Origin of the sequence: Kitasatospora purpeofusca (genome assembly GCF_042691725.1) — a bacterium.
Lineage (GTDB): Bacteria > Actinomycetota > Actinomycetes > Streptomycetales > Streptomycetaceae > Kitasatospora > Kitasatospora purpeofusca_B.
The window spans coordinates 3,044,326-3,061,984 of the sequence record NZ_CP170483.1; the positions used below are offsets into that span (position 1 = coordinate 3,044,326).

General features: G+C 73.5%; 12 protein-coding genes. 9 read left to right on the forward strand and 3 right to left on the reverse strand.

Annotated features, from left to right (window positions below):
* Positions 1-37 precede the first annotated feature (37 nt).
* Both ACFCLZ_RS12705 and ACFCLZ_RS12710 read right to left on the reverse strand, forming a co-directional pair.
* Entirely contained in the window at positions 38-496 is a 459-nt protein-coding gene (locus ACFCLZ_RS12705) for a peroxiredoxin (protein ID WP_380285007.1), read from the reverse strand.
* Positions 497-766: 270 nt separating this feature from the next.
* The gene (locus ACFCLZ_RS12710) at positions 767-1,204 is read right to left on the reverse strand and encodes a DUF3052 domain-containing protein (RefSeq protein ID WP_380285008.1); all 438 of its coding nucleotides are present in this window, start codon (positions 1,202-1,204) and stop codon (positions 767-769) included.
* A 517-nt stretch (positions 1,205-1,721) separates the two neighbouring features.
* Between ACFCLZ_RS12710 and aceE the strand changes: the two genes are divergently transcribed.
* Positions 1,722-4,472, forward strand: coding sequence for a pyruvate dehydrogenase (acetyl-transferring), homodimeric type (aceE, locus tag ACFCLZ_RS12715; protein WP_380285009.1), 2,751 nt, complete (start codon positions 1,722-1,724; stop codon positions 4,470-4,472).
* Positions 4,473-4,763: 291 nt separating this feature from the next.
* Positions 4,764-5,414 (forward strand): hypothetical protein, encoded by a 651-nt coding sequence (locus tag ACFCLZ_RS12720; protein ID WP_380285010.1) that lies wholly within the window; start codon positions 4,764-4,766, stop codon positions 5,412-5,414.
* Positions 5,415-5,665: 251 nt separating this feature from the next.
* On the opposite strand, the gene ACFCLZ_RS12725 is transcribed toward ACFCLZ_RS12720, so the two are convergent.
* Positions 5,666-7,270, reverse strand: coding sequence for an MFS transporter (locus tag ACFCLZ_RS12725; protein ID WP_380285011.1), 1,605 nt, complete (start codon positions 7,268-7,270; stop codon positions 5,666-5,668).
* 215 nt (positions 7,271-7,485) lie between these two features.
* On the opposite strand from ACFCLZ_RS12725, the gene ACFCLZ_RS12730 reads away from it, so the two are divergent.
* From ACFCLZ_RS12730 to ACFCLZ_RS12760, 7 genes are all read left to right on the forward strand, one after another.
* A complete protein-coding gene (locus ACFCLZ_RS12730; protein WP_380285012.1) occupies positions 7,486-8,151 on the forward strand; it encodes a TetR family transcriptional regulator in 666 nt (221 codons plus the stop codon).
* A 78-nt stretch (positions 8,152-8,229) separates the two neighbouring features.
* Entirely contained in the window at positions 8,230-9,594 is a 1,365-nt protein-coding gene (locus ACFCLZ_RS12735; RefSeq protein WP_380285013.1) for a sensor histidine kinase, read from the forward strand.
* A 22-nt stretch (positions 9,595-9,616) separates the two neighbouring features.
* Entirely contained in the window at positions 9,617-10,291 is a 675-nt protein-coding gene (locus ACFCLZ_RS12740; RefSeq protein WP_380285014.1) for a response regulator, read from the forward strand.
* 158 nt (positions 10,292-10,449) lie between these two features.
* On the forward strand, positions 10,450-11,586 hold the full coding sequence (locus tag ACFCLZ_RS12745) for an alpha/beta hydrolase (protein WP_380285015.1): 1,137 nt from the start codon (positions 10,450-10,452) through the stop codon (positions 11,584-11,586).
* Positions 11,587-11,638: 52 nt separating this feature from the next.
* Positions 11,639-12,877 carry an acyltransferase gene (locus ACFCLZ_RS12750; protein ID WP_380285016.1) on the forward strand — a complete coding sequence of 413 codons (1,239 nt, stop codon included), beginning with the start codon at positions 11,639-11,641 and terminating at the stop codon, positions 12,875-12,877.
* 247 nt (positions 12,878-13,124) lie between these two features.
* Complete coding sequence (locus ACFCLZ_RS12755) at positions 13,125-15,056, forward strand: galactose oxidase-like domain-containing protein (RefSeq protein ID WP_380285017.1); 1,932 nt, start codon at positions 13,125-13,127, stop codon at positions 15,054-15,056.
* A gap of 27 nt (positions 15,057-15,083) precedes the next feature.
* Positions 15,084-17,441: a Dyp-type peroxidase gene (locus tag ACFCLZ_RS12760; protein WP_380285018.1), complete on the forward strand. Its 2,358-nt coding sequence runs from the start codon at positions 15,084-15,086 to the stop codon at positions 17,439-17,441.
* Positions 17,442-17,659 lie beyond the last annotated feature (218 nt).

The following is a 17,659-nucleotide window of genomic DNA, read 5'->3' on the forward strand; positions in this document are numbered from 1 at the left end:
GTTCCCGTCCGCGCCGGGGAACCGGCCGGACGCGCCTTCAGAGCGCGCCGACGGCCGCCAGGTACTCCTTCTCGTCACGGGCGTCCGGCAGGCCGTTCACGACGCTCCAGCGGACCACGCCGGCCTTGTCGATCACGAAGGTGCCGCGGACGGCGCAGCCCTTCTCCTCGTCGAAGACGCCGTAGGCGCGGGAGACCTCGCCGTGCGGCCAGAAGTCGGAGAGCAGCGGGAACTCCAGGCCCTCCTGGTCGGCGAAGACCCGCTGGCTGAAGGGCGAGTCGTTGGACACGCCGAGCACCTGCACCTCGTCGTTCTGCAGGCGCGGCAGCTCCTTCTGGATCGCGCAGACCTCGCCGGTGCAGACACCGGTGAACGCGAACGGGTAGAAGACCACGACGACGTTCTTCTCGCCCCTGAAGTCGGAGAGCCGGACCAGCTCGCCGTGCTGGTTCTTGAGCTCGAAGTCCGGAGCCTCGGTGCCGATCTCGATGGCCATGCGGGGACCTTTCCCACTCGACGCGACTGGGCCGCGCGGGTGGCGCGACGAGCGCCATCCTCGCATTCGCCGGGAGCGATTGGGCCGGACGGGTGAGCACTGCGCCGTCCGGGGCCACCGCTTTCGCCCTGGGCGAACGGTTCGGCCGTCCGGACGCCGGGCCGGGGCCGTCCGGATCGCCCCGGATCGGGCGGGCCGGCCCGCCCGGATGCGACCGGGCCCCGCCGGAGGATGCTCCGGCGGGGCCCGGTGCGGCCCGTCAGGCGATGCTCAGCGCTTGCCCGGCTTGGCGGTCGACTTGGTCGCCAGGCGGGTCGCGGCCCAGTCCTTGGCGATCGCGATCGAGCTGGTCTGGGAGAGACCGGAGGTCTTCGCGGCGTCGGCGACGTCCGAGGCCTCGATGTGGCCGTCCCGGCCGGTCTTGGGCGTCAGCAGCCAGATCAGGCCGCCCTCGGCCAGGTATTCCAGGGCGTCGACGAGGGCGTCGGTGAGGTCCCCGTCGTCGTCGCGGTGCCACAGCAGGACGGCGTCGGCGACGTCGTCGTAGTCCTCGTCGACGAGATCCGTCCCGGTGATCTCCTCGATGCCCTCGCGGAGGTCCTGGTCAGTGTCTTCGTCGTACCCCAGCTCCTGGATGATCTGGCCTTCTTCGAAGCCGAGACGAGCTGCCGGGTTGGACTTGTCCGCGGGGTCCGCGGTCGCGCTCACGGGAATAACCTCCAGTATTCGGCCCGGCGTCCATGCCGAGGCTGTGGCCGTAGTCCACACGGGCGCGGCGGTTCGCGCAAGTACCCGACCCCCGATCCCCTCCAAAGGTTGACGTGTCGCACCGGGACACGCCGGGCGACGTGTCGGGAATCACACCGATTTGCCCTTCTCTGCATAGGACAAGGATGCTTCGGGAGGTCCTGGTCCACAGGCCGTACGCACGCCCGAGATGCGAACGGCATTCGGGTCCGCGCGTGCGCGGGCGTAGAGTCTCCTGATGGCCCTCACCCCTGCCGTCCGCCATCGGACGGACGGGAAACCAGGTCGGACCACCTCTGTTCGTAACACCCGGGGGTGCGCGGCCCGGACGATGCTGTCCGAACCGCACATCACCAGACCGCTCCTTCTGTCAGGGAGAGCGGTTACCGATCGGTAGAGATGACGGATCTCCGAGCGCGGTAGCACGATGGAGGCGGCGCGACACACCTCTAGTTTCGACCGACAGTGAAGGAACAGCGTGGCTTCCGGATCCGATCGCAACCCGATCATCATTGGCGGCCTTCCGAGTCAGGTCCCGGACTTCGATCCCGAGGAGACCGCGGAATGGCTGGAGTCGCTCGATGCGGCCATCGACGAGCGGGGGCGTGAGCGTGCCCGCTACCTGATGCTGCGGCTGATCGAGCGCGCCCGCGAGAAGCGTGTCGCCGTGCCCGAGATGCGCAGCACGGACTACGTCAACACCATCGCCACCAAGGACGAGCCGTTCTTCCCCGGCAACGAGGAGATCGAGCGCAAGATCCTCAACGCGACCCGCTGGAACGCCGCGGTGATGGTCTCCCGGGCCCAGCGCCCGGGCATCGGCGTGGGTGGCCACATCGCCACCTTCGCCTCCTCCGCGTCGCTCTACGACGTCGGCTTCAACTACTTCTTCCGCGGCAAGGACGCCGAGGGCGAGTCCGGCGACCAGATCTTCTTCCAGGGTCACGCCTCCCCCGGCATCTACGCCCGCGCCTTCCTGCTGGACCGGCTCACCGAGCAGCAGCTCGACGCCTTCCGCCAGGAGAAGTCGAAGGCCCCCTACGGCCTCTCCAGCTACCCGCACCCGCGGCTGATGCCGGACTTCTGGGAGTTCCCGACCGTCTCGATGGGCCTCGGCCCGCTCGGCGCGATCTACCAGGCCCGGATGAACCGCTACCTGGAGCACCGCGGCATCAAGGACACCTCCGACTCGCACGTCTACGCCTTCCTCGGCGACGGCGAGATGGACGAGCCCGAGTCGCTCGGCCAGCTGTCCCTGGCCGCCCGCGAGGGCCTGGACAACCTCACCTTCGTGGTCAACTGCAACCTGCAGCGCCTCGACGGCCCGGTCCGCGGCAACGGCAAGATCATCCAGGAGCTGGAGTCGCAGTTCCGCGGCGCCGGCTGGAACGTCATCAAGCTGGTCTGGGACCGCAGCTGGGACCCGCTGCTCGCGCAGGACCGCGACGGCGTCCTGGTGAACAAGCTGAACACCACGGTGGACGGCCAGTTCCAGACCTACGCCACCGAGTCCGGCGCGTACATCCGCGAGAACTTCTTCGGCGGCGACCTGCGGCTGCGCAAGATGGTCGAGTCGATGACCGACCAGCAGGTCCAGCACCTGGGCCGCGGCGGCCACGACCACCGCAAGATCTACGCGGCGTTCAAGGCGGCCCGCGAGCACAAGGGCCAGCCGACCGTCATCCTGGCGCAGACCGTCAAGGGCTGGACGCTGGGCCCCAACTTCGAGGGCCGCAACGCCACCCACCAGATGAAGAAGCTGACGGTCGAGGACCTCAAGCGCTTCCGCGACCGGCTGCACCTGCCGATCACCGACAAGCAGCTCGAAGAGGGCTACCCGCCCTACTTCCACCCGGGCCGCGACTCGGAAGAGATCCAGTACATGCACGACCGCCGCGAGGAGCTGGGCGGCTACGTGCCGACCCGCAAGGTGCGGCCGCGCAAGCTGGAGCTGCCGGGCGAGGACGCGTACAAGGCGGTCAAGAAGGGCTCGGGCAACCAGACCATCGCCACCACCATGGCGTTCGTCCGGCTGCTCAAGGACCTCATGCGGGACAAGGGCATCGGCAACCGCTTCGTGCCGATCGCGCCCGACGAGTACCGCACCTTCGGCATGGACTCGCTGTTCCCGTCGGCGAAGATCTACAACCCGCTCGGCCAGACCTACGAGTCGGTCGACCGCGAGCTGCTGCTGGCGTACAAGGAGTCGCCCACCGGTCAGATGCTGCACGACGGCATCTCCGAGGCCGGCTGCACCGCCTCGCTGATCGCCGCCGGCTCGGCCTACGCCACCCACGGCGAGCCGCTGATCCCGGTGTACGTCTTCTACTCGATGTTCGGGTTCCAGCGCACCGGCGACCAGTTCTGGCAGATGGCCGACCAGCTGGCCCGCGGCTTCGTGCTCGGCGCCACCGCCGGCCGCACCACGCTGACCGGCGAGGGCCTGCAGCACGCCGACGGCCACTCGCACCTGCTGGCCTCGACCAACCCGGGCGTCGTCGCGTACGACCCCGCGTACGGCTTCGAGATCGCGCACATCGTCCAGGACGGTCTGCGGCGGATGTACGGCTCCAGCGAGCAGCACCCGCACGGCGAGGACGTGTTCTACTACCTCACCGTCTACAACGAGCCGATCAAGATGCCGGCCGAGCCCGAGAACGTGGACGTCGACGGCATCCTCAAGGGCCTGCACAAGTACGCGGCCGGCACCGCGGGCCAGATCCCGGCGCAGATCCTCGCCTCCGGCGTGGCCGTGCCGTGGGCCCTGGAGGCCCAGCGGATCCTGGCCGAGGAGTGGAACGTCAAGGCCGACGTCTGGTCCGCGACCTCCTGGAACGAGCTGCGCCGCGAGGCGGTGGAGGCCGAGGAGTTCAACCTGCTGCACCCCGAGGAGCAGCAGCGCGTCCCGTACGTCACCGGCAAGCTCCAGGGCTCCGAGGGCCCGTTCGTCGCGGTGTCCGACTGGATGCGCGCGGTGCCGGACCAGATCTCCCGCTGGGTGCCGGGCCAGTGGCAGTCGCTGGGCGCCGACGGCTTCGGCTTCGCCGACACCCGTGGTGCGGCCCGTCGCTTCTTCCACATCGACGCGCAGTCCGTCGTGCTGGCCGTGCTCACCGAGCTGGCCAAGCAGGGCAAGATCGAGCGCAGCGCACTGAAGGACGCGATCGACCGCTACCAGCTGCTCGACGTGGCGGCGGCCGACCCGGGCGCCGCGGGCGGCGAAGCCTGAGCGCACCGCTGATCCCCTGAGGGGCCGGTCCCCCCGCCGTGTGCGGGAGGGCCGGCCCCTCGTCCGTGACACCGGTCACACCGGCTTGAACCTCACACCGGTGCCGGCTCCGCCCGGCAGATCGCGGCCCAGCCGCCGTTCACGGAATTCCGCGCCCGAACCACCCGGATCGTCCCGTTGGTGGAGCCGCGTCCGGCCCCCTGAACCAGGACGGTGCCTGCACCCTCTTAACCTTCCCGAGAGTCACGCTTAAGGTGTCTTTCCAGGGGGCGAGGGGAGGGGGCCGTTATCGTGCGCGCACCGAGGACGGGGGCCTTCCCCCTGGCATTGCTGGTCGGGGTGACGACCGGCGCCCTGCTGTCCCAGCTGCTGCCCGCTCCGGAGGAGTTCGGCAGCCCGTCGATCGCCCTGCCGGCCGCTCCGGACCGGGCCCTGGTCGACCTGCCGCCGGCCCCGGCCCCGGCGCCCGCTCCCGCTCCCGCTCCCAGCGCTCCGGCCGTTCCCACCGACCCCGGGCTCGCCCCGCCGGACACCGGGCCGTCCGCGCCACCGGTAGCCCCTCCCGCGCCGCCCATCGCCCCCCAGGACGGGGACCGGCCCACGCCCGGCCGGTCGCCCGCCCTCGGGCTCGTCTCGGCCGAGGTGCAGCCGTCCGCCCCGGCCCGTCCGACGGCTTCCACCACCCGGCCCGCCCCGCCCGCGACCGGCACACCGGCGCCCACCGGAACCCCGTCCGCCCCGGCCCCGGCCCCCGCCCCCACCCGGACGACCCCCGCGCCACCCCCCGGCCCCCCACCCGGCGGCAACCACTTCGGCCCCACCCAGGTGCTCCCCACCCCGAGCCCCTCGGCAACACTCTCCGACCAGGAGTACTGGCAGCAGGCCGAGGCCTGCTGGGCCGCCGCCGAAACCGACCCGACCCTGACCTGCCCCACCTCCTGACCCGGCCGAGCGCCGGAGCAGGAAGTCGCCCGGCCCGGCTTCCTGCCCAGCAGCCCGGTCGTTCGACCGTCACCGCGTACGACTTCTGGCGGCTCCCGCTCGACCCGGGCGGGAGCCGCCCACCACAACCCCGCCGGAGTGGGAAGTCGGACCCGCCGACTTCCCGCTCCGGCCGTCCGCGCGCGGGGACGGCGACGGCCCCGGGCTCGGGTGAGTCCGGGGCCGTCGGGGCCGGGGCGGTGGGGGGTGCGTCAGATGTGGACGGCGGGGCCGGCGTCGGTGGTGCCGCGGCGGGTCAGCAGGCCGAGGAGGGCGGCGGCGAAGGCGACCACCGAGGCGACCGCGAAGGCCAGCGACATGCCGCTGACGAAGGAGTCGTGCACGGCGCCGGCCATCGCGTCGACGGCCTGCTGCGGGGTGCCGGCCGGGGCGGGCGGGGCGATGCCGAGCTGGGCGGCCTGGTTGAGGCCCTCGGCCTGCGCCGGGTCCACCGGCGGCAGGCCCGCCTCGGCCCACTTGCCGGGCAGCGTGTCGGTGACCCGGGCGGCCATCAGCGCGCCCAGCACGGCGGTGCCGAGGCTGCCGCCGACCTGCATCGCGGACTGCTGGAGGCCGCCGGCGACGCCGGAGAGCTCCAGCGGCGCGTTGCCGACGATGACCTCGGTGGCGCCGACCATGACCGGGCTGATGCCCAGGCCCATCAGCACGAACCAGAGCGCCATCACGCCGTTGCCGGAGCCGGCGTCCAGGGTGGACATGCCGAACATCGCGGTGGTGGTGATCAGCATGCCGGCCACGATCGGGATCCGCGGGCCCAGCTTGCCGATCGCGATCCCCGCCACCGGCGATCCGATGATCATCATGCCGGTCATCGGCAGCAGGTGGACGCCCGCCTGGACCGGCGTCATGCCGTGCACGTTCTGCAGGTAGAAGGTGACGAAGAAGATCGCGCCGAAGAACGAGAAGGCCATCAGCACCATCAGCAGGGTGCCGGCCGACAGCGGCAGCGAGCGGAACAGGCCGAGCGGGATCAGCGGCTCCCTGGCCACCCGCTGCCAGAACGCGAAGGCGGTCATCAGCACGACCGCGCCGCCCAGGAAGACCAGCGTGGAGACGTCGCCCCAGCCCCACTCGGGGGCCTTGATGATGCCGAAGACCAGCGCGAACATCGCCACCGAGAGCAGCACGATGCCGGGGACGTCGAAGGACTTGGCGGCGTTCTCGGCCCGCACGTCCCGCAGGATCCACAGGCCGAGGGCCAGCGCGATCAGGCCGACCGGGATGTTGATGAAGAACACCGACTCCCAGTTGACGTGCTCGACCAGCAGGCCGCCGACGATCGGGCCGGCCGCGGTGGAGGCACCGATGACGCCGCCCCAGATGCCGATCGCCATGTTGAGCTTCTCGGCCGGGAAGGCCCCGCGCAGCAGGCCGAGCGCGGCCGGCTGGAGCAGCGCGCCGAACAGGCCCTGAAGGACGCGGAAGGCGATCACCGTCTGGATGTTCCCGGCGAAGCCGATCGCCGCCGAGGTGACGGCGAAGCCGACCGCGCCGACCAGGAAGGTGTTCTTGTGGCCGAACCGGTCGCCGATCTTGCCGGCGGTGATCAGGAAGACCGCGAGGGCCAGCAGGTAGCCGCTGGTCACCCACTGGATCTCGGAGGGCGCCGCGTCGAGGTCGGCCTGGATGACCGGGTTGGCGATCGCGACGATCGTGCCGTCCAGGGCGACCATCATCACGCCGACGGCGACGGTGAGCAGGGTCAGCCAGGGGTGTCCCTGGAGGCCCCTGGCGCCCGGTGACGTGCCCGGCGGCGGTGCGTCCGCCGTGGCGCTCTTGGTGAGGGACTGACTCATCTGGGCCCTCCGAGGGGCTGGCTGCGGGCGGACGTGGAGGTGGCGCCCCGGCCCACCCGTCCCCACGAGTGCCCGGCCCAGGGGCGCCACCCAGGCACATTATGTCAGCCACTGACATTCGGCAAACGCTGACTTCTGCATCCGTCTGCCATTTGTCAGATCGCTACAGTAGCCTCCACAGCACCAGCCCGATCACCCTCCGGAAGGCCCCCGCCATGGCCGCTCAGCCCGCTTCCCCCGCCCCCGTCCAGGAGCCCGGACTGCGCGCCCGCAAGAAGCAACGGACCCGGGACGCCCTCATCGAGGCGGCCCACCGGCTCTTCCTCGGCCAGGGCTTCGCCCGCACCACCGTCGACGAGATCGCCGGCGCCGTCGACGTCTCGCAGCGCACCTTCTTCCGCTACTTCGCCAACAAGGACGAGGTCGCCCTCGCCGTCCTCGCCGAGGCCGAGGACCACTTCATCGAGCAGCTGCAGGCCCGCCCCGCCGAGGAGAACCCGCTCCGGGCGCTGCGCGCCGCGATCGTCGGCTCCTGGCGCGAGCGCGGCGCCGGCCGGGACACCGGGCCCAGCTCGGTGACGGCCGCGCTGGAGCTGATCCAGATGATCGAGACCACCCCCACCCTGCTCGCCGCCCACCTGCGCCGGGTCACCGAGCAGGAGCGGGTGGTGACCCTGATCATCGCCGAGCGCGAGGGCCTCGACCCGGCCGAGGACCTGCGCCCCGCCGTGCTCGCGGCGGCCTTCGGCGGCGTGCTGCGCGCCGCCCACCTGTCCTGGAGCGCCGACCAGGAGGACGCCGGCCCGGAGGGCATGATCGCGCTGATCGACCGCCACCTCGACCTGCTCGGCCCGGCCCTGGTCGGCGACTGGAGACCGTGACCCTCATACCCAGGTATGAGGCGAAGGCCCGGACCCCGGAGGGACGCCGGCCGCTCCGCACCGCCCTAGGCTGACCGGATGTCCAAGCCACTGGGCGGTCCGGTGCGCGCGCTGCTCGCCCCGCTCACCCGCCCGTCCGCCGATCACACCCCGCTGCTCGCCCAGGCCTCCCGCCGCTGGGTCCGCCTCCTGCCGTACGTCCTCGCCACGGCCGCCGCCGTCGCGCTGCTGCCCACCGGCATCAACGTGCTGGTCAACGACTACGGGGTGGACGCGGGCCTGGCCGCCGCCCTCGCGATCACCCAGACGGTGCCGCTGGTGCTCGCCGTCACCCGGCCGCTGCCCGCCTGGTGGACGATCGGCGGCGGCGCCCTGCTGACCTCGCTGCTGGTCCTCAGCACCGGTCACGGCGCCACCGCCCAGGGGGTCGACGGCCCCTGGCCGTGGCCGCCGCCCGGCCTGGTCGGCTACCTCCTGCTGATGCTGACGCTCGCCCTGCGCGAGGCCCGGCCCACCCTGATCGCGGTCTGGCTGGTCACCGCCGCGGGGAGCCTGACGCTCTCCGTGCTCGGCCTCGGCGGCGGGTTCGGCGGCGACAACAGCCTGCTCGCCACCGTCCTGGCCGGCGCCGTCCTGGTGCTCGGCGGGGCGCTGCGCGAGCGTGCCGAGGCCCGCCGGCTGCTCACCGAGCAGGAACACATCAGCGAGGCCGAGCGCGAGCGCCGCACCCTGCTGGAGGAACGCGCCCGGATCGCCCGCGAGCTGCACGACGTGGTCGCCCACCACATGTCGGTGATCGCCGTCCAGGCGGCCAGCGCGCCGTACCGGATCACCGGCGTCCCGGCCGAGGCCGCCGAGGAGTTCACCGTGATCGCCGACGGCGCGCGCGAGTCGCTGGCCGAGATGCGGCGGCTGCTCGGGGTGCTGCGCAGCGAGGAGTCGGGCGGCGAGAAGGCCCCGCAGCCGGGCATCGACCGGCTCGCCCAGCTGGTCGAGACGGTCCGCCGGGCGGGGGTGTCCGCCGAGCTGACGCTCGCTCCGGAGCTGGCCGGCGACCCCCTGCCGCCGGCCGTCGGGCTCTCGGTCTACCGGATCGTCCAGGAGGCGCTGGCCAATGTGGTCCGGCACGCCCCCGGCGCCGCCGCCTGGGTCTCGCTGGCGACCAACGACGGATCCCTGCTGGTCACCGTGGTCAACGCGGCCCCGCCGGCGCGGGCCGAGTCGCTGGAGGCCTCCGTCGAGGGCACCGGCCAGGGGCTGGTCGGCATGCGCGAGCGGGTCCGGCTGCTGGACGGCCGGCTCGACACCGGGCCGCTGCCGGACGGCGGGTTCAAGGTGGCCGCCGTTCTGCCGCTCCCCGCCCTGTCGGATACTCGGTCGGACGACACCCGGCCCGGCGGCCCCGCACCGGAGGAACCGGACGGACCGCCGGCCCAACCGTAGACCGCCCCGGGGAGAACACCGTATGAGCATCCGCGTGATCATCGTCGACGACCAGGCGATGGTGCGGGCCGGATTCGCCGCCCTGCTGAACGCGCAGAGCGACATCGACGTGGTGGGGGACGCCGCGGACGGCGCGCAGGGCCTGGAGGTGAGCGGCCGCACCCACCCGGACGTCGTGCTGATGGACGTCCGGATGCCCGTCATGGACGGCCTGGAGGCGGCCCGCCGGCTGCTGGATCCGGCCGTGCCCGGCGCACACCGCCCCAAGGTCCTGATGCTCACCACGTTCGACGTGGACGACTACGTCTACGACGCGCTGCGGGCCGGCGCCAGCGGCTTCCTGCTCAAGGACGCGCCCCCGGACGACCTCATCGCCGCCGTCCGGGTGGTCGCGGCCGGCGAGGCGCTGCTCGCCCCCTCGGTGACCCGGCGGCTGATCGAGGACTTCGCCCGGACCAGGCCGGCCAGGCGCCGCGACCCCAAGCTGCGGCTCAACGGGCTGACCCCGCGCGAGACCGAGGTCCTGGAGCTGATCGCCCGCGGCCTGTCCAACCAGGAGATCGCCGCCCGGCTGGTGCTCGCCGAGCAGACCGTGAAGACCCACATCGGCCGGATCCTGGCCAAGCTCGGCCTGCGCGACCGCGCCCAGGCGGTGGTCCTCGCCTACGAGTCCGGGCTGGTGACCCCGGGTCAATGAGCCGCTCCCCCCGGCCCCGGTGGGGCGTTCCCCCGGGGGAGAACCCCCTGATACCCGGGTAGCACCCGGGAGTTGGCCCCGCGGTGTGACGTCCGCGGGGCCGCCTCGTTCCTACCTTCCTTCCCGTCGGACCGAACGGGAAGCGGAGGCAGAAGGACATGACGAGGAATCGGATCGGCCGCGCGGCGGCCGCCGCCGCGCTGGCGCTGGCCGCGGTGCTGGGAGCGGGCGGCTGGGCCGCCGGGGGCGAGCGCGCGGTGACCGGTCCGCCGCCCGGGGCCGCCGCCTGGGTCGCCGACACCGCCCTCGGCCGGCCGCTGCCCGACCCCGCCACCGCCGCCCCCGCCGAGGTGGCCGCCTTCTTCGCCCACCTGGCGCCCGCCGCCCGGGAGGAGCTGGCCCTGCGCCACCCGCTGGTGGTCGGCAACCTGGACGGCGCGCCCGTCGAGCTGCGCTACCGGGCCAACGCCCGGGCCGTCGCCGAGGAGCGCGAGCGCGCCCTCGCCCGGGCCGTCGACCCGGCGCTCACCGCGCAGGACCGCACCGCCGCCCGGGAGCGCGCCGAGCGCTACCGCACCCTGCTCGACGGGACCGCGCCCGGCGGGCCGCGCCGCTTCCTCGCCTTCGACCCGCGCGGCCGCGGCCAGGTCGCCGAGGTGTTCGGCGACCTCGCCGCCGCCCGGCGCACCGCGGTCGTCGTCCCCGGCTCCGACATCGACCTGCGCACCTTCGACCGCGCCGCAGACCCGTACGGCACCCCCGTCGGCATGGCCCGGGCGCTGTACGAGGCGACCGACGGACGCACCGCCGTGATCGCCTGGACCGGCTACACCACCCCGCTCGGGCTGGGCCCGGACGCCGCCACCGAGACCCTGGCCGCGGCCGGCGCCGAGCGGCTGACCCGGCTGCTCGACGGACTCGCCGTCAGCACCCGCCCCGACGCCCCGGCCACGGTGTTCTGCCACAGCTACGGCTCGGTGGTCTGCGGGCTGGCCCGGCCGGGCCCGCGGCAGGCCTCCGGCGTGGTGGTGCTGGGCTCGCCGGGCCTGGGCGTCGGCTCGGCCGCCGACCTCGACCCGCGCGTCCCGCTCTGGGCCACCGCCCGCAACGGCTCCGACTGGATCGGCAACGTCCCGCACGTGCGGCTGTTCGGCCTCGGCCACGGCGCCGACCCGACCGACCCGGCCTTCGGCGCCCGCCCGCTGCCGTCCACCGGCTCGCACGGCCACACCGGCTACTTCGCCCCGGGCACCGCCTCGCTGGCCGCCTTCGCCGACGTCGCCCTCGGCCGCTGACCGCGGTCTCCCCCTGCCAGAGCCCTCGCCCTTCGCGAACGGAGTCCCCGTCATGCCCAGCTCCCTGCTCGCCCCCCTGCACCGGGCCGCCCGCCAGGTGGACGCCCGCACCCCCGCGACCCGCGACCGCGCCCTGGACGGTCTGCGCGCCCTCGCCCTGCTCGCCGTCCCGGTCGGCCACTGGCTGCTCGGCGGCTTCACCCGCTCCGCCGACGGCGCCCTGCACAACGCCAGTCCGCTCTCCTCCCCCGGCCTCGGCTTCTTCGCCCCGGTCAGCTGGGGGCTCCAGCTGCTGGGCGTGTTCTTCCTGGTCGGCGGGCACTCGGCGGTCCGCTCGCGGGAACGGGCCCGGGCCCGGCGGGTCGGGTACGCGGGCTGGCTGCGCGGCCGGGTGGTGCGGCTGCTCCAGCCGGTGCTCGGGGTGGCCGCCGTCTGGGCGCTGCTGATCCCGCTGCTGCCGCGCCTCGGCGTCCCCGCCGACACCGTGCGGACCGGCACCACGCTGGTGGTGCAGCCGCTCTGGTACATCGCCGTCTACCTGGGCCTGACCGCGCTCACCCCGCTCTGCGCGGCCCTCGCCCGCCGGACGGGCTGCTGGTCGGCGGGCGCGCTGCTCGCCGCGGTCGCCGTCGTCGACCTGCTGCGGTACGGGCCGTGGGCACCGGCGGTGCCGTCCTGGGTCGGCCTGCTGAACATCCTGCCGGGCTGGCTGTTCGGCTACCAGCTGGGCGTGCTCTGGGCCTCGGGGCGGCTGGGCCGTCCGGCGGCGCGGCTGCTGCTGGCCGGCGGCGGGGCGCTGTTCGCCGTGCTGCTGCTGGTCTTCCACTACCCCGCGTCGATGGTCGGCGTGCCGGGCGCCGGGCGCAACAACTCGCACCCGCCGTCCCTGCTGGTACTGGCGCTGGCGGCGGTGCAGTGCGGCGCGGCGGTACTGCTGCGCGAGCGGCTCGGCCGGCTGCTGACCCGCCGTCCGCTGCTCTGGCTGCCGGTGGTGGCGGTCAACCTCTCGGCGATGACGATCTTCTGCTGGCACCAGAGCGCGATGCTCGCGGTCGCGGTGCCGGGCGCGGCCGTCTTCGGCGCGGTGCCGGGGCTGACGGTGGCGCCGGACTCGCTCGGCTGGGTCGCGCTCCGGCTGGCGCTGCTGCCGCTGTTCGGCGCCGCGCTGGTCGCGATCGGGTGGTTCACCCGCCGCTTCGACGGCCCGTGGACGGGGCTCTCCCGGCCGGCCAGGGCGGTGGCCGGCGCGGGGGCGGCGTTCTTCGCCGCGTACGCGCTGGGCGTCGTCTGACGCGCGCGGGCACCCGGGGCGGCGGGCGGGCGCGGACCGGCGCTTCCGCGCCCGCTTCCGCGTTCCCGCGCGCGCCCGCTCACCCGCTTGCGGCCCCCGCCCCCGCCGAACGCAGTGCCTCCGCATGCGGACCGCGACCCACCGTGATGGCCTGTGGCTGTCGGCGACCGGGCGCTGCCCGTGGCCGTTCCCCCTCGCCCGCCCGGAGTTCCGAGCCGGACGGCCCCTGTTCTGTTCGAGGAGTTCCATGTCCCTGCCCCCGCCACGGCCCGGCCGGCGCCTTCCGAGCGTGCTCGCCGCCGCCGTGGTCTGCACGCTGACCGCCGGCACCGCCCTGACCGCCGTCGTACCCGCCGCCGCCCACGGTCCCGGCGGCCATGACACCCCCGACGGCGCGACCGCCGTCGCCCCCAAGGTCGCCGACCCCCGGGTGCTCGCCGAGCTGCGCGACGACGAGGTCGCCGCGCTCGGCCAGGAGCACGCCGAGGAGCACGCCCGGATGCGCGCGGCCGTCCGCGGCATCGGCGACTACCCGCAGACCACCCGCACCAACCGGCTGAACGCGCTGACGGAGTCCCAGGCCAGCCACAACAAGGGCTTCGCCGCCGGGACCTTCGGGACGTTCAACCAGTACTTCCCCTCCCCCGACTTCGGCGACCACGTCGCGCTGCTGCCCACCGGCAAGGTGCTGCTGTTCTCCTTCGAGCGGATCGAGACCAACCCGGAGAAGGAGCCCGCCCCCACCCAGACCACCGGCCGGGAGAACGCCGGCCGGGCGTTCCTCTGGGACCCGGCGGCGGGCTACGGCAAGGACGCGTTCAAGCAGGTCACCCCGCCCGTGGTCAACATGCCCGACGGCCTGGACCAGCCCCGCCCGGCGCCGTTCTTCTGCGCCGGCCACTCCTTCCTGCCCAACGGCATGCTCGGCGTCTTCGGCGGCAACCTCGGCGGCAACGGCGGCACCGGCGCCAAGCTCTCGCTGATCTTCGACCCGTGGACCGAGACCTGGACCCGCAACCCCGACATGTCCGTCGGCCGCTGGTACCCCACGGTGGTGACCGGCGCGGACGGCCGGCAGCTGATCATGTCCGGCCAGTCCGAACTCGGCTGGGGCACCCCCACCCCGGTGGTCGAGCGCTTCCCCGCCAAGAACTACCCGGTGCCCTCGCTCAAGACCGACACCCCGAAGAACACCCCCGTCGACCGGTTCAAGGTCGACGCCCCGTTCACCCTGGACTACCCGCACCTGTTCTCGCTCAACGACGGCAACATCTACGGCTTCGGCCGGCAGGCCCCCGAGCAGTGGAAGTTCGACCCGGTCGCGGAGTCCCGCAGCGACCTGCCCGCCCGCCCTGACGGCCGCAAGCGCAACTACGGCTCGGCCGTCCTGCTGCCCGGCGGCGCCAACGGCCCGGACTCCGCGCTGATCCTCGGCGGCGACCGGGACAACCCCAGCACCCTGCGCTTCTCCAACGGCAGCTGGACCGCCGAGAAGTCCCGCGCCTTCGGCCGCACCCAGGACGACACCCTGCTGCTGCCCAACGGCCGGCTGATGACCGTCAACGGCGCCTACGACATCCGCGACTACGGCAACGGCCCGTACAACCCGAACGCCGACCTCAAGTACCGCCAGGTCGAACTCCGCGACGACCAGGGCAACTGGCAGCTCGGGCCGGTCCAGCGGCTGCCGCGCGGCTACCACTCCAACGCCGTCGTCCTGCCCGACGGCCGCATCATGGTCACCGGCGACGAGCTCCAGCAGCTCGCCAACAACCCGGACATCAACGGCACGGTGGCCGACATCCCCGGCACCCAGGGCCCGGTCACCATGAACGGGACCATCGAGATCTACGAGCCGGCCTACCTCCACCAGGGCGACCGCCCGTCCCTCGACCGGGCCCCGACCACCCCCGTCGGCTACGACAAGACCTTCCAGGTCACCACCGACACCCCCGGCCTGGTCTCCAGGGCCGTGCTGCTCGCGCCCACCACCTCCACCCACTCGATCAACACCAGCCAGCGCCACCTCGACCTGAGGCTCAGCAGCCGGGCCGGCAACCGGCTGGAGTTCCAGGCCCCGCCGGACGCCAAGGCCGCGCCGCCCGGCTGGTACATGCTCTTCCTGCTCAACGACCAGGGCGTGCCCTCCGTCGCCAAGTGGATCCAGCTCACCGCCTGACCCCGCACCGAAAGGAACCCCACCCCCATGGCAACGGATCTGTTCCTCCGCGACAGCGAGGAGATCCAGGGCGACATCCTGGCCGGCTTCAAGAAGGACAACGTCAGCGTCCTGTTCCTCAAGTTCGAGGACGCGTCCCGGGCCCGCGACTGGCTCCGGCAGCTCATCCCGCAGATCGCCACCACCCGCGAGGTCGCCGCGTTCAACGAGGCGTTCAGCGAGGCCCGCAGGACCTCCGGCGGTGACGACCCCAAGACGCTCAAGGCGACCTGGCTGGGCGTCAGCCTCACCTACGAGGGCCTGCGGACGCTCTCCACCACCGACCCGTTCCCGCAGCCCCCGCCGGTCGGCAGCGGCCTGGAGGCGTTCAAGGAGGGCTCGGCCAAGCGGGCCGGCGCGCTCGGCGACACCGGCGAGAACTCCCCGGCGAACTGGCTGTTCGGCAACGGGCGGAGCCAGCCGGTGCACGCCGTGCTGAAGCTCTCCGCGGACACCGAGACGGACCTCCGCACGGCGATCGAGGCCCAGCGGATCGCCGCCGCCGAGTACCGGGTGCTGATCGTCTACCAGCAGAACGCGCAGACCCTGCTCGGCAGCCGCCGCGGCAAGGAGCACTTCGGCTTCAAGGACGGCATCAGCGAGCCGGGCATCCGGGGCTTCGATCGGCCCGACCCGAACCGGCCCGAGGAGGTCGAGGGCCACCCGGGCACCCGGATCATCCCGGCCGGCGAGTTCGTCTGCGGCGAGGAGCCGGCCCCGGGCAGCTTCCGGGACTTCCCCGACTGGGCGCGCGCCGGCTCCTTCCAGGTGGTCCGCCGGCTCGCCCAGGACGTCCCCGGCTGGTGGTCGCAGGTCGCGGTCAAGCTGAAGGAGCTCAGGCTCGCCAAGGCCGTCCCGGACACCGCGACCACCGAGTGGCTGGCGGCCCGGCTGGTCGGCCGCTGGCGCTCCGGCGCCCCGGTCTGCCGCTTCAGGGACCACGACGTCCCCAACACCCCCGGCGCCGCCTCGGACAACGACTTCGACTTCCGGGACGACCTGGAGGGCCTGGTCACCCCGCTCTGGTCGCACCTGCGCAAGACCAGCCCGCGGGCCGGCCTCCAGGCACCCGACCCCAGCCACCCGCCGTTCGACGCCGGCGAGCTCGACGGCCGCCGGATCATGCGCCGCGGCACGCCGTACGGGGCGCCGTTCGACCCGGCCTCGGAGGGCCCGGGCGGGCCCGACGACCCGCGCGGCCTGCTGTTCGTCTGCTACCAGGCCGACATCCAGCGGCAGTTCGAGTTCATCCAGGCCGACTGGATGGACCAGCCGGACTTCCCGCCCGGCCGCAATCCGGTGCCGGGCAAGGACCCGGTCACCCAGGAGGCCCCCGACGTCGACTTCGAGAGCCGGGAGTCGGACGGCACGGTCAAGCACACCCCGCTGAGCTTCGCCCAGTTCGTGCAGACCACCGGCTCGGTGTACGCCTTCATGCCCTCCCTCAGCACCCTGCGCGGGCTCGCCGACGGACGGCTGGTCGGCCCCGACCGGACCGCCGCGGGCGGCCAGACCGGCCAGACCGGCCAGGGCAGCCAGGGCGGCGGGCAGAGCCAGACCCAGACCCAGCAGGGCGGCCAGACCACCGCCCCGGGCGGGCCCGCCTACCCCTGCGACGACTTCCTCGCCGTCCCGGACCAGTGGCGGCGCGACGGCCAGAGCCGGTTCTGGGCCTACCACGGCGACCGCTACCGGCAGATCTCGGTGGCCGACGGCACCGCCCACACCGACCGGGCGGTCGACGGCGACGCCCCGCTGAGCGGCCACCCGGCCTTCCAGGGCATCGGCCGGATCGACTGCCTCCTGCCCATGCCCGACCTGCAGAACCCCGGCGGCAAGAGCTGGTACTGGGCGTTCCACAGCACCGGCGGCGGTCAGCGCTACCGGGCGGTCTCGATCACCTCCGGCAGCGGGTACACCTTCGCGCTGGAGCGCCCGGACCGCGACCTCGGTGCCTGGCCCTCGCTGTCCGGCGTCGACCGGGTGGACTGCTTCCTGCCCGTGCCCGACCAGCAGCGGGTCGGCGGCAAGAGCTGGTACTGGGCGTTCCACACCACCGGCGGCCGCCAGCGGTACCGGCTGATCTCGGTCGCCGACGGCGCCGCCCACACCGACGTGCTGGAGCGCACCGACCGCGAACTCTCCCAGTGGGGCTCGCTGAACGACGCCGCCGCGGTGGACTGCTTCCTGCCCGTCCCCGACGCCCAGCGGGTCGGCGGCAGGAGCGAGTACTGGGTGTTCCACGGTGACAGCTACCGCCGGATCTCGGTCGCCGACGGCAGCGGCCACCCGGACCGCCTGGTCAGCGGCTCGCGCTCGGTCTCGGCCTGGAACTCGCTGCTCTGAACCGGGCCCCGCGCCCACCGCCTCCGCCCCCGCGGCCACCCCGGCCGCGGGGGCGGAGCGCTCTTCGCGCGAACGACCACGACGCATCCGGGACACCTGCGGTTCATGTGATCCTTCCCACAGTTTGAGCCGGACTCAGCGCGCCTCCTGGCCCCTAGGCTTGCACTGGGAAGTTGGCAGTCGTACCACCCTCCGGGCTCCCGTCCGGGATCGGTGAC

Excerpts from the sequence above, each read along its gene's own strand:
- ACFCLZ_RS12735 (WP_380285013.1), top strand. The coding sequence starts at position 8,230 with ATGTCCAAGCCACTGGGCGGTCCGGTGCGCGCGCTGCTCGCCCCGCTC.
- ACFCLZ_RS12725 (WP_380285011.1), bottom strand. The coding sequence starts at position 7,270 with ATGAGTCAGTCCCTCACCAAGAGCGCCACGGCGGACGCACCGCCGCCG.
- ACFCLZ_RS12755 (WP_380285017.1), top strand. The coding sequence starts at position 13,125 with ATGTCCCTGCCCCCGCCACGGCCCGGCCGGCGCCTTCCGAGCGTGCTC.
- ACFCLZ_RS12705 (WP_380285007.1), bottom strand. The coding sequence starts at position 496 with ATGGCCATCGAGATCGGCACCGAGGCTCCGGACTTCGAGCTCAAGAAC.
- ACFCLZ_RS12740 (WP_380285014.1), top strand. The coding sequence starts at position 9,617 with ATGAGCATCCGCGTGATCATCGTCGACGACCAGGCGATGGTGCGGGCC.
- ACFCLZ_RS12760 (WP_380285018.1), top strand. The coding sequence starts at position 15,084 with ATGGCAACGGATCTGTTCCTCCGCGACAGCGAGGAGATCCAGGGCGAC.
- ACFCLZ_RS12745 (WP_380285015.1), top strand. The coding sequence starts at position 10,450 with ATGACGAGGAATCGGATCGGCCGCGCGGCGGCCGCCGCCGCGCTGGCG.
- ACFCLZ_RS12750 (WP_380285016.1), top strand. The coding sequence starts at position 11,639 with ATGCCCAGCTCCCTGCTCGCCCCCCTGCACCGGGCCGCCCGCCAGGTG.
- ACFCLZ_RS12730 (WP_380285012.1), top strand. The coding sequence starts at position 7,486 with ATGGCCGCTCAGCCCGCTTCCCCCGCCCCCGTCCAGGAGCCCGGACTG.